This is a genomic window from Isoptericola sp. NPDC057391 (genome assembly GCF_042668085.1).
GTDB lineage: Bacteria > Actinomycetota > Actinomycetes > Actinomycetales > Cellulomonadaceae > Isoptericola.
Genome location: NZ_JBHVBO010000130.1, coordinates 1 through 12,087, shown reverse-complemented (window position 1 = coordinate 12,087; position 12,087 = coordinate 1). Strand labels below are relative to the sequence as shown.

Genomic DNA, 12,087 nt, shown 5'->3' with positions numbered 1-12,087 from the left:
CCGCACGCCCCCGGCGTGTCACGTGCGCTTCGCGTGCGCTCAGACGTCGGAGTGGCTGCCGACCTGGTGCACGAGGATCGAGTTCGTCGTGCCGGGCACGCCCACCGGGGCGCCGGAGACGATCACGACGCGGTCGCCGGGCTCGGCGAGGCCGTTCGCCCGCAGCGTGGAGTCCACCTGGCCAACCATCGCGTCGACGCTGTCGACCTTCGGCACCTGGTAGGTGGTCGTGCCCCAGGTGAGCGCGAGGACGTTGCGCACGCTCTCCTCCGGCGTGAACGCCAGCAGCGGGATCCCCGAGCGGAGGCGCGACATGCGCTTCGCCGAGTCGCCCGACTGGGTGAACGTCACGAGGTACTTCACGCCGAGCGAGTCGCCGATCTCGGCGGCGGCGCGGGTGATGACTCCGCCGCGGGTGTGCGGCGAGGAGCCCAGCGGCGCGATGCGCTCGCGACCCATCTCCTCCGTGGCCTCGATGATCCGGGCCATCGTCTGGACCGTGACGATCGGGTAGTCGCCCACGCTGGTCTCGCCGGACAGCATGACCGCGTCCGCGCCGTCGAGCACCGCGTTGGCGCAGTCGGAGGCCTCCGCGCGCGTCGGCGTCGGGCTGGTGGTCATCGACTCCAGCACCTGCGTCGCGACGATCACCGGCTTGGCGTTGCGGCGGGCCAGCTCCACGATGCGCTTCTGCACCAGCGGGACCTGCTCCAGCGGCATCTCCACCGCGAGGTCGCCGCGGGCCACCATGAAGCCGTCGAAGGCCGCGACGACCTCCTCCAGGTTCTCCACCGCCTGCGGCTTCTCGATCTTCGCGACGACCGGGACCGTGCGCCCCTCCTCCGCCATGATCGCCGCGACGTCGTCGTAGTCCTTCGCGGACCGCACGAACGACAGCGCGATGATGTCGGCGCCGAGACGCAGCGCCCAGCGCAGGTCGTCGGTGTCCTTGTCCGACAGGGCCGGCACCGAGACGGCGACGCCGGGCAGGTTGAGGCCCTTGTTGTTGGACACCGGGCCGGCGACCTCGACGGTCGTCACGACGCGCGGGCCCTCGACGGCGGTGACGCGCACGCGCACCTTGCCGTCGTCGATGAGGATCGGGTCGCCGACGCGGGCGTCGCCCGGCAGGCCCTTGTGCGTCGTCGAGACGAGCTCCTTGGTGCCCTCCACGTCCTCCGTGGTGATGGTGAACGTGTCACCCTCGTTCAGGAAGTGCTTCTGGTCCCCCGCGAACCGGCCGAGCCGGATCTTCGGGCCCTGGAGGTCGACGAGGACTGCGACGTTGCGGCCGGACTCCTTCGCCGCCTCTCGGACACCGTGGTAGACGGCCTCGTGCTCCGCCTGCTCCCCGTGGCTCCGGTTGATCCGGGCCACGTCCATGCCCGCGTCGACCAGCTCACGGAGCTTGGTCGAGGACGCCGTCGCGGGTCCGATGGTGCACACGATCTTCGCTCTGCGCATGTCTCCAGCCTCGTCGTCGATCCGCCCCGGCGCGAGCCGGGGCGGCGCCCGGGCGCCCGAACGGCCCCGGGTACTGCTTCGTCGTTGTTCTTCTTATCCTCGCAGCGCGACCGTCCGCGGGCCGACCGGCGCGGGCAGCTCGGAGCTGCCCTGCAGGTAGGCGTCCACGGCGGCCGCCGTCGCGCGGCCCTCGGCGATCGCCCAGACGATCAGCGACTGCCCTCGGCCCGCGTCACCCGTCGCGTACACGCCGGGCAGGCTGGTGGCGTAGTCGTCGCCGCGCCGCACCAGCCCGCGCGTCGTGAGCTCCGCGCCGGTCTGGGCCACCAGCTCGTCGGTCTCCGGGCCGGTGAACCCCATGGCGATGAGGACCAGGTCCGCCGGGATCTCCCGCTCGGTGCCCTCCTTGGGCACCCGCCGGCCGTCCGGCAGGTACTCGGTCTCCGCGACCCTGAGGGCACGGACGTTCCCGTCCTCGCCCCCCACGAACTCTACCGTCGAGGCCAGGTAGCTGCGCTCCCCGCCCTCCTCGTGGGACGTCGAGACCTCGAAGACGATCGGGTCGGTCGGCCACGGCTGGCTCGCCGGCCGCTCGAGCGGCGGCTTCTTGCCGATGGCCAGGGTGGTCACGCTGGCCGCGCCCTGCCGCAGCGACGTGCCGAGGCAGTCCGAGCCGGTGTCGCCGCCGCCGATGATCACGACGTGCTTGCCCGCGGCCGACGGCGCGCCGTCGACGGGGCTCCCCGCCGCGGCCTTGTTCGCCGGGGTGAGGAAGTCCATCGCGAAGTGCACGCCGCCGAGGTCGCGGCCCGGCAGGGCGAGCTCGCGCGGCACGGTGGCGCCGGTCGCGAGGACCACGGCGTCGAACCGGCGACGCAGCGCGTCCCAGGTGATGTCGCGGCCGATGGCGACGCCGGGGCGGAAGCGGGTGCCCTCGGCCTCCATCTGCTCGAGGCGCCGGTCGATGTGGTGCTTCTCGAGCTTGAAGTCGGGGATGCCGTAGCGCAGCAGGCCGCCGATCGCGTCGTCCCGCTCGTACACGACGACCGTGTGGCCGGCGCGCGTGAGCTGCTGGGCGGCGGCGAGGCCGGCCGGTCCCGAGCCGACGACGGCGACGGTCGAGCCCGTGAGCCGCTGCGGCACCTGCGGGGTCACCAGGCCGCGCTCGAACGCCTCGTCGATGATCGAGACCTCGACGTTCTTGATCGTCACCGCGGGCTGGTTGATGCCCAGCACGCAGCTCGTCTCGCACGGGGCCGGGCAGACGCGCCCGGTGAACTCCGGGAAGTTGTTGGTGGCGTGCAGGCGCTCGATCGCGTCGGCCCACTGGTCGCGCCACACCAGGTCGTTCCACTCGGGGATGAGGTTCCCGAGCGGGCAGCCCTGGTGGCAGAACGGGATGCCGCAGTCCATGCAGCGGCCCGCCTGCTCCTTGAGGAACGGCTGCCCCTCCTCGCGGTGGGCGTGCGTGTCCTTCCAGTCACGCAGCCGCACCTCGACGGGACGGTTCGGCGGGAGCTCGCGCTCCCGCACCTTCAGGAATCCGCGGGGGTCAGCCACGCGCCACCTCCATGATCTGCTCCCACATCGCCGGGTCGAAGTCGTCGCCCTCGCCCAGCGTCTTCCCGGCGGCCTCGGCGTCGGCCAGCGCGGCGCGCACGCGGGCCCAGCCCGCGGGCAGGACGCGCGAGAAGCGGGCCCGCGCGTCGTCGTCCTCGAGGAGCTCGGCCGCCACGGGCGACCCGGTCTCCGCCAGGTGCCGTTCCAGCAGGCCTCGCACGCGCTCCCAGTCGGCGTCGTCCAGCGCGCCCACCTCGAGCTCGCCGCTCTTCACCGCCTGGATGTTCATCGCGACCTGCCGCAGGTTGAGCACGTACGCGACGCCGCCCGACATGCCGGCGCCGAAGTTGCGGCCGGTCGGGCCGAGCACCAGCACGGTGCCACCCGTCATGTACTCGCAGCCGTGGTCGCCCACGCCCTCGGTGACCAGCGTCGCGCCCGAGTTGCGCACGGCGAAGCGCTCGCCCACGCGGCCCCGCAGCAGGATCTCTCCCGACGTCGCGCCGTAGCCGATGACGTTGCCCGCCACGACGTTCGCGGCGCCCTCGAGCACCGCGGACCGGTCGGGCCGCACGACGATCCGGCCGCCCGACAGGCCCTTGCCGACGTAGTCGTTGGCGTCGCCGAACAGGCGCAGCGTGACGCCGCGCGGCAGGAACGCGCCGAGGGACTGGCCGGCGGACCCCGTGAGGGTCACGTCGATCGTGTCGTCGGGCAGGCCCGCGCCGCGGTACCGCTTGGTCACCTCGTGACCGAGCATCGTGCCCACCGTGCGGTTGACGTTGCGCACCGGCAGCTCGATCCGCACGGGCAGCGCGTCCTCGAGCGCGGGGCGCGCCTTCTCGATGAGCTGGTTGTCCAGCGCCTTGGCCAAGCCGTGGTCCTGGGCGGCCACCTGGTGCAGCGTGGTGCCCGGCACCGCCTCGGGCGCGGCGAGCACCGGCGCGAGGTCCAGGCCCTGCGCCTTCCAGTGGTCGACGGCCTTGCGCGTGTCGAGGGCCTCGACGTGCCCGACGGCCTCCTCGATCGACCGGAAGCCGAGCGAGGCGAGGTGCTCGCGCACCTCCTGCGCGATGAACTCGAAGAAGTTCACGACGAACTCCGGCTTGCCCGTGAACCGCTTGCGCAGCTCGGGGTTCTGCGTCGCCACGCCGACGGGACAGGTGTCCAGGTGGCAGACGCGCATCATGACGCAGCCCGAGACGACCATCGGCGCCGTGGCGAAGCCGAACTCCTCGGCCCCGAGGAGGGCGGCCACGACGACGTCGCGACCCGTCTTCATCTGCCCGTCGACCTGCACGACGATGCGGTCGCGCAGGTTGTTGAGCACGAGCGTCTGCTGGGTCTCGGCGAGGCCGATCTCCCACGGCGTGCCCGCGTGCTTCAGCGACGTCAGCGGGCTCGCGCCCGTGCCGCCGTCGTGCCCCGAGATGAGCACGACGTCCGCGTGCGCCTTGGACACACCCGTCGCCACGGTGCCCACGCCGAACTCGGAGACGAGCTTGACGTGCACGCGCGCGGCCGGGTTCGCGTTCTTGGCGTCGTGGATGAGCTGCGCCAGGTCCTCGATCGAGTAGATGTCGTGGTGCGGCGGCGGCGAGATGAGTCCGACGCCGGGCGTCGAGTGCCGGGTCTTGGCGACCCACGGGTACACCTTGGGCCCGGGCAGCTGTCCGCCCTCGCCCGGCTTGGCGCCCTGGGCGAGCTTGATCTGGATGTCGTCGGCGTTGGTGAGGTACTCGCTCGTCACGCCGAACCGGCCGGAGGCGATCTGCTTGACCCGCGAGCGGCGCTCCGGGTCGTACAGACGCTCCGGGTCCTCGCCGCCCTCGCCCGTGTTGGACCGGCCGCCGAGGCGGTTCATCGCGATCGCGAGCGTCTCGTGCGCCTCCGCGGAGATCGACCCGTACGACATCGCGCCCGTGTTGAACCGCTTGACGATCTCGGAGACCGGCTCGACCTCGTCGATCGGCACCGGCTCGCGGTCCGGGGTGAAGCGCAGCAGGCCGCGCAGCGTCATCAGCCGGCGCGACTGCTCGTCCACGCGCCGCGTGTACTGGCGGAAGATGTCCATCCGCCCGGTGCGGGTCGCGTGCTGCAGCCGGAAGACGGTCTCGGGGTCGAAGAGGTGCTCCTCCCCGTCCCGGCGCCACTGGTACTCGCCGCCGCTGGTCAGCCGCTGGTGCGCCGCGTGGTTGCCGGACGCCGGGTACGCCTCCGCGTGCCGCGCCGCGACCTCGGCCGCGATGACGTCCAGGCCGATGCCGGCCAGGCGGCTCGTGGTGCCGGTGAAGTAGTCCTCGACCAGCTCGTGCGAGAGGCCGACGGCCTCGAAGATCTGCGCGCCCCGGTAGGACATGATCGTCGAGATGCCCATCTTGCTCATCACCTTGAGCACGCCCTTGCCGAGCGCGGTGATGAGGTTGGCGACGGCCTTCTCGGGCGTGACGCCGAGGTAGCCCCGCAGCGCGAGGTCCTCCACCGTCTCCATGGCGAGGTACGGGTTCACCGCGGCCGCGCCGTAGCCGATGAGGAGCGCGACGTGGTGCACCTCGCGCACGTCGCCCGCCTCCACCACGAGGGAGATCCGCGTGCGCGTGCCCTGGCGCAGCAGGTGGTGGTGCACGGCGCTGGTCAGCAGCAGCGACGGGATCGGAGCGAGCTCCGAGTCGGAGTCGCGGTCGGACAGCACGACGTGCGTCACGCCCGCCGCGATGTCCGCGTCGACCTGGGCGAAGATCTCCTCCAGGCGGGCCTGCAGCGCCCTGCCGCCGCCGGACACCTCGTAGAGGCCGCGCACGATCCCGGCGCGGAACTCGCCCTCCAGCCGCGGGTCGCGGTCGATGCGCACGATCTTGGCGAGCTCGTCGTTGTCGAGCACCGGGAACGGCAGGTCGAGCTTGCGGGCGTGGCTCGCCACCTCCTCGAGGAGGTTCGGCTCGGGCCCGATGGTGCTGTCGATCGCCGTGACCAGCTGCTCGCGGATCGAGTCCAGGGGCGGGTTCGTCACCTGGGCGAACATCTGCGTGAAGTAGTCGAAGAGCAGCCGCGGCCGGCTCGACAGGACGGCGATCGGCGTGTCCGAGCCCATGGCCCCGAGCGCCTCCGCCCCGGTGTCGGCCATCGGCGTGAGGAGGATCTTCAGCTCCTCGGTGGTGTACCCGAACGCGCGCTGGCGCCGCTGGACGGACGCGGGCGAGTGCGCGACGTGCTCACGCTCCGGCAGCGAGTCCAGCGTGATCGTGTTGCCGGCGATCCACTCGCCGTACGGCCGCTGGGCGGCGAGCTGCGACTTGAGCTCGTCGTCCTCCACGATCCGGCCCTGGGCCGTGTCGACCAGGAACATGCGCCCCGGCTCGAGGCGCCCCTTGCGCACGATCGTCGCGGGGTCGAGGTCCAGGACGCCGGCCTCCGACGCGAGCACGACGAGGCCGTCCTCCGTGACCCAGTAGCGACCCGGTCGCAGGCCGTTGCGGTCGAGGACGGCGCCGATGAGGGTGCCGTCGGTGAACGTGAGGCAGGCGGGCCCGTCCCACGGCTCCATGAGGTTCGCGTGGTACTGGTAGAACGCACGCCGGGCCGGGTCCATCTCGGCGTGGTTCTCCCACGCCTCCGGGATCATCATCAGCACGGCGTGCGGCAGCGAGCGGCCGGACAGGTGCAGCAGCTCCAGCACCTCGTCGAAGCTGGCGGAGTCGCTCGACCCCTCCGTGCACACGGGCAGCAGCGGGGTGAGGTCGCCGAGGACCTCGCTCGCCATGGTGCTCTCGCGGGCGGCCATCCAGTTGCGGTTGCCGCGCACCGTGTTGATCTCGCCGTTGTGCGCCACGAGCCGGAACGGCTGCGCCAGCGGCCACGAGGGGAACGTGTTCGTGGAGAACCGGGAGTGGACCAGCGCGATCTCCGACGCGTAGCGCGGGTCGCTCAGGTCGGGGAAGAACGGCTCGAGCTGGGCCGTCGTGAGCATGCCCTTGTAGGTGAGGGTGCGGCTCGACAGCGAGGCGAGGAACAGGTCGAGCTCGTTCTGTGCGCGCTTGCGCAGGCGGTAGGTGCGCCGGTCCAGCTCGAGCCCGGACAGCTCGCGCGACGGGTCCGCCACCACGACCTGCCGGAACAGGGGCATCGAGGCGCGCGCCGTCGGGCCGACGAGGTCGGCCGTGACCGGCACGTCGCGCCAGGCGAGGACGTCGAGCTTCTCCTCCGCGGCGATCGCCTCGAACCGGCGCGCGGCCGCGTCGGCCTCCGCGACGGCCTGCGGCAGGAAGGCCATGCCGATCGCGTAGTGGCCGGCCGGCGGGAGCTCCGCGGCGACGACGTCACGGACGAAGGCGTCCGGGATCTGCGTGAGGATCCCGGCCCCGTCCCCGCTGTTCTCCTCCGCACCGACCGCGCCGCGGTGGTCGAGGTTCAACAGCGCGGTCAGGCCCGCGTCCACGATGTCGCGGCCGGGCGTCCCGCGCAGGGTCGCGACGAACGCGACACCGCACGCGTCGTGCTCGGACGCGGGGTCGTAGAGGCCCTGGGCCGAGGGCCGCGCGACCCGATGCTGCGGCGTGGTCATCAACACCGTCCTCCTGCACGCCCGCACGCGGGCGCGTCATGCTCAAAGGTGGTCGGGACATCGTCGGCCCGTCGGAAACATAGGCGGCCCCGCCCGGGTGGTGCCCCGGTCGGAGTCGCCTCAGGCGCGGTCGGCCGGTCCCTGGTCGGGACCGGAGCCGTCCGCGTCCGCACGGTGCGGTCCGCCGCCGCTGTCGCGGCCGTCGTCCCGGCCGGAGGCGCCTGCGGCGGCCCCGGCGTGCGCGGTGCTCGTGGTGTCAAGCTGGCTGTCGTGCTCGGCGTCGTGCCGGTCGCCCCCGGACCGACGGTCCTCCTCCTGCCGGTCGCGGCTGCGGCCGGGCAGCTCCACCCCGTCCTCGCGCTCGGGGTAGCGCCTGCCGATGACGACGAAGGCGACGAGGGCACCCAGGCCCACGACGATCGACGTCCACACGTTCAGACGCAGCCCGAGCACGTGCTCGGCGGTGTCGATGCGGAGCATCTCGATCCACACCCTGCCCAGAGTGTAGAGCGCGACGTAGGCCCAGAATACCCGCCCATGACCGAGCCTGTACCGGCGGTCGAGCCAGACGAGAAGCGCAGCCGCCCCGAGGTTCCAGAGCAGCTCGTACAGGAACGTGGGGTGGAACAGGGTGCCGGCCGGGAACGACGTCCCGGTGGCAGCGTTGAGGCGCTCGATGACCTCCGGGGAGACCTCGAGCCCCCAGGGCAGCGTGGTGGGGGCTCCGAACAGCTCCTGGTTGAACCAGTTGCCGAGGCGCCCGATCGCCTGCGCGACGAGCAGCCCCGGGGCCAGCGCGTCCGCGAACGAGCTCAGTCGCACCCCCTTGCGCCGGCAGCCGATCCAGGCGCCGACGGCGCCGAGCGCCACCGCGCCCCAGATCCCGAGGCCGCCCTCCCATACGTACAGGGCGCGGACGGGGTCGCCGCCCTCGCCCCAGTACGGGTCGGGCGTGCTGATCACGTGGTACAGGCGCCCGCCGACGATGCCGAAGGGCACGGCCCAGAACGCGATGTCGAGGACGTCGTCCGGGTCACCGCCGCGGGCGACCCAGCGCCTGGTGGTGATCCAGATCGCGACGACGATGCCGGCCAGGATGGCCAGCGCGTAGGCGCGGACCGGCACCGGGCCGAGGTACCACGTGTGCTGCGACGGGCTGGGGAGCGCCGCCTGCACCGACGCCGCGGACGCCAGCAGGGTCGCGCTCACGCGCTCTCCCCCGGCCCCCCGCGGGCACGGCGCACGCCGTCGGCGAGGTCCGCCACGGCAGCCTGCAACGCGTCGAGCCGGTCCGCCCAGGGGCGGTCGGCCAGCAGCGGGCGCACGAGCGCGGACCCGACGATGACGCCGTCGGCGAACCTGCCGACCTCGGCGGCCTGGTCGCCGGACGAGACCCCGAGACCGACGCACACGTGGTCGGCGCCCGCCGCGCGCGTGTCCGCGACGAGCTGCTCGGCCCGGTCGCCCACCTGGTCGCGGGTACCGGTCACGCCCATCGTGGACGCCGCGTAGACGAAGCCGCGCGACGCCCGCGCCGTGAGCGCCAGGCGCTCGGCCGTGGAGCTCGGCGCGACGAGGAAGACACGGTCGAGGCCGTGCTCCTGCGACGCCGCGATCCAGTCGCCCCCCTCGTCGGGGATGAGGTCGGGGGTGATGAGACCCGCTCCGCCGGCAGCGGCGAGGTCGCGCGCGAACGCGTCCACCCCGTACCGCAGCACCGGGTTCCAGTACGTCATCACGAGAGCGGGCACGCGGCCGCCCGAGTGCTCGGCGACGGCCTCCACGACGCGCAGCACGTCGCGGACCCGGGTGCCGGCGGCGAGCGCGGCCTCCGCCGCGCGCTGGATGACGGGGCCGTCCATCACCGGGTCGGTGTACGGCACGCCGATCTCGACGACGTCGGCGCCCGCGTCCACGGTCGCCAGGACGGCCTCGATCGAGCGCTCCACGTCGGGGAACCCGACGGGCAGGTAGCCGACGAGCGCCGCGCGGCCCTCGTCGCGGAGGGCATCGAGGCGCGCTCCGGTGGCGGACATCGCCGCGGGCGAGGTGTCGGTCGTGGTCACTGGTCCCCCTCCGGCGTGCCGTCCGCCTGGTCCTCGTCGAGGAGCCCGAACCACCGCGCCGCGGTGGCCACGTCCTTGTCCCCGCGACCCGACAGGTTCACCAGGATCACCTGCCCGGTGCGGCCGGCCGCGGCCGCGTCGCGCCCGAGGCGCACGGCGCCGGCGAGCGCGTGCGCCGACTCGATCGCCGGGATGATCCCCTCGGTGCGGCACAGGAGGCGGAAGGCCTCCATCGCCTCGTCGTCGGTCACGGGCTCGTAGGTGGCGCGCCCCAGGTCGTGCAGCCAGGAGTGCGCGGGCCCGACGCTCGGGTAGTCCAGCCCGGCCGAGACGGAGTGGCTCGGCAGCGTCTGGCCGTCGTCGTCCTGCAGCAGGTAGGAGCGGGCGCCGTGCAGCACGCCCGGGGCGCCGCCGGAGAAGCGCGCGGCGTGCCGACCGGACTCGATGCCCTCTCCCCCGGCCTCGAAGCCGTGCAGGGAGACGCCCTCGTCGTCGAGGAAGGCGTTGAAGATGCCGAGCGCGTTGGAGCCGCCGCCCACGCAGGCCGCGACGGCGTCCGGCAGCCGGCCGGTGCGCTCGAGGATCTGCTCACGTGCCTCCTCGCCGATGATGCGGTGGAACTCGCGCACCATCTCGGGGAACGGGTGCGGGCCCGTGACCGTGCCGAGCAGGTAGTGCGTGGACTCGACGTTCGCGACCCAGTCCCGGAGCGCCTCGTTGATGGCGTCCTTGAGGGTGCGCGAGCCGATGGTCACGGGCACCACCTCGGCACCGAGCAGCCGCATCCGGGCGACGTTCAGCGCCTGCCGCTGCGTGTCCTCCTCGCCCATGTAGACGACGCACTCGAGGTCGAGCAGGGCGGCCGCGGTCGCCGTGGCCACGCCGTGCTGCCCGGCGCCCGTCTCGGCGATCACGCGCGTCTTGCCCATGCGCTTGACCAGCAGCGCCTGGCCGAGGACGTTGTTGATCTTGTGCGACCCGGTGTGGTTGAGGTCTTCGCGCTTGAGGAACACCCGGTGGCCGGCCTCCACGCCCCCGCAGTGCTCCGCGAACCGCGGCACCTCGGTGAGCGGCGAGGGGCGCCCGGTGTACTCGCGGTGCAGGCGCGCCAGCTCGTCCGTGAACGCCGGGTCGCCGAGGGCCTTGCGGTACTCGGTCTCGAGCTCGTCGAGCGCGGCGATGAGGGCCTCGGGCACGAAGCGGCCGCCGAACTGCCCGAAGTACGGGCCTTCGACGTCCGCGAGCCGCCCGAGCACCTGGTGCGCCAGGGTCTCGGTCAGGGCCTCCCGTACGGGCTGGTCGGGCACGGGTCCTCCGTCTCTCGTCGGCACCGCTCGGCGCGCTCTGCGCGAGGGGTCGTCCGAGGGTACCGGTCGCCCGGACCTCCGCCGCCCGCCGTCCAGGACGCCGTGGGGGATGGTGTGCCGTGTGGTGATGTGTCGCGGTGTGCTGCGGTCACCGGGACGGCCGGCGGGCCGCCCGGCAGCGGGTTACGGCTGGGCCGCCGGACGCACCGACCAGAGGGCCGGGTGCTGCCCGGCCGCGACCAGGTCGGCCACCGACCGGCGCGGGGCGCCGTCCGTGACGAGCGCCTCGCCGACGAGCACGGCGTGCGCGCCGGACCGGGCGTAGTCGAGCACGTCGTGCGGGCCGCGGACGCCGGACTCGGCGACGCGGACGACGTCGTCGGGGATGAGCGGGGCGAGCCGCGCGAAGGTCGTGCGGTCCACCTCGAGGGTCTTGAGGTCGCGGGCGTTCACGCCGACCACGCGCGCGCCGGCGTCGAGCGCGCGGCGCACCTCGTCGGCGGTGTGGGCCTCGACCAGCGCCGTCATGCCGAGCGAGTGCACCCGCTCGATCAGGGACGTCAGCACGGTCTGCTCCAGGGCCGCGACGATGAGCAGCACGAGGTCCGCCCCGTGGGCCCGGGCCTCCCACACCTGGTACGGCGTGACGACGAAGTCCTTGCGCAGGACCGGCACGTCCACCCGGGCGCGGACGGCGTCGAGGTCGGCGAGCGAGCCTCCGAACCGCCGCTGCTCCGTGAGCACGGAGATCGCGCTGGCCCCGCCGCTGGCGTACTCCTCGGCCAGCGCCGCCGGGTCCGAGATCGGCGCCAGGCTGCCCTTGCTAGGGCTGGACCGCTTCACCTCGGCGATCACGGCGACGCGATCCTCCGAGAGCAGCCGACCGCAGCACTCGAGCGCGCCCGGCACGCGCGCCGCGCGCTCCTTGAGCTCGTCGAGCGACGTCCGCGCCTGGCGTACCGCGAGGTCCTCACGGACCCCCGCGACGATGTCCTCCAGGACCGTCATGGTCTGCCTCCCCGTCCCTGACGCCGCACCGACGTCTGCCTGCCATCGTAGGCCCGTCCGCGGGGCGGCCCGGACACGTCTCCGAGCGTGAGACGACGACGGCGCGCCCCCCGTCGTCGGG

7 protein-coding genes are annotated in these 12,087 nt (G+C 73.3%); all 7 read right to left on the bottom strand.

What is annotated here, in order from left to right; translation table 11 throughout:
- Window positions 1-39 precede the first annotated feature (39 nt).
- Complete coding sequence (gene pyk, locus ACFUVW_RS15165) at window positions 40-1,464, bottom strand: pyruvate kinase (RefSeq protein WP_430572155.1); 1,425 nt, start codon at window positions 1,462-1,464, stop codon at window positions 40-42.
- Between the two features lie 93 nt (window positions 1,465-1,557).
- Complete coding sequence (locus ACFUVW_RS15160) at window positions 1,558-3,024, bottom strand: glutamate synthase subunit beta (RefSeq protein WP_430572154.1); 1,467 nt, start codon at window positions 3,022-3,024, stop codon at window positions 1,558-1,560.
- Window positions 3,017-7,585: a glutamate synthase large subunit gene (gene gltB, locus ACFUVW_RS15155; protein ID WP_430572153.1), complete on the bottom strand. Its 4,569-nt coding sequence runs from the start codon at window positions 7,583-7,585 to the stop codon at window positions 3,017-3,019. The genes ACFUVW_RS15160 and gltB overlap by 8 nt, the downstream gene beginning before the upstream one ends.
- 120 nt (window positions 7,586-7,705) lie before the next feature.
- On the bottom strand, window positions 7,706-8,794 hold the full coding sequence (lgt, locus tag ACFUVW_RS15150; RefSeq protein WP_430572152.1) for a prolipoprotein diacylglyceryl transferase: 1,089 nt from the start codon (window positions 8,792-8,794) through the stop codon (window positions 7,706-7,708).
- Window positions 8,791-9,621, bottom strand: a complete 831-nt coding sequence (trpA, locus tag ACFUVW_RS15145; protein WP_430572156.1) for a tryptophan synthase subunit alpha — start codon at window positions 9,619-9,621, stop codon at window positions 8,791-8,793. The genes lgt and trpA overlap by 4 nt, the downstream gene beginning before the upstream one ends.
- A gap of 26 nt (window positions 9,622-9,647) precedes the next feature.
- Window positions 9,648-10,958, bottom strand: a complete 1,311-nt coding sequence (gene trpB, locus ACFUVW_RS15140) for a tryptophan synthase subunit beta (RefSeq protein WP_430572151.1) — start codon at window positions 10,956-10,958, stop codon at window positions 9,648-9,650.
- Between the two features lie 183 nt (window positions 10,959-11,141).
- Window positions 11,142-11,966, bottom strand: coding sequence for an indole-3-glycerol phosphate synthase TrpC (trpC, locus tag ACFUVW_RS15135; RefSeq protein ID WP_430572150.1), 825 nt, complete (start codon window positions 11,964-11,966; stop codon window positions 11,142-11,144).
- Between the last annotated feature and the right edge of the window lie 121 nt (window positions 11,967-12,087).

What these genes read in the sequence shown, in the direction of transcription:
- pyk (WP_430572155.1), bottom strand. Translation starts at nt 1,464, where the DNA reads ATGCGCAGAGCGAAGATCGTGTGCACCATCGGACCCGCGACGGCGTCC.
- gltB (WP_430572153.1), bottom strand. Translation starts at nt 7,585, where the DNA reads ATGACCACGCCGCAGCATCGGGTCGCGCGGCCCTCGGCCCAGGGCCTC.
- trpA (WP_430572156.1), bottom strand. Translation starts at nt 9,621, where the DNA reads ATGTCCGCCACCGGAGCGCGCCTCGATGCCCTCCGCGACGAGGGCCGC.
- trpC (WP_430572150.1), bottom strand. Translation starts at nt 11,966, where the DNA reads ATGACGGTCCTGGAGGACATCGTCGCGGGGGTCCGTGAGGACCTCGCG.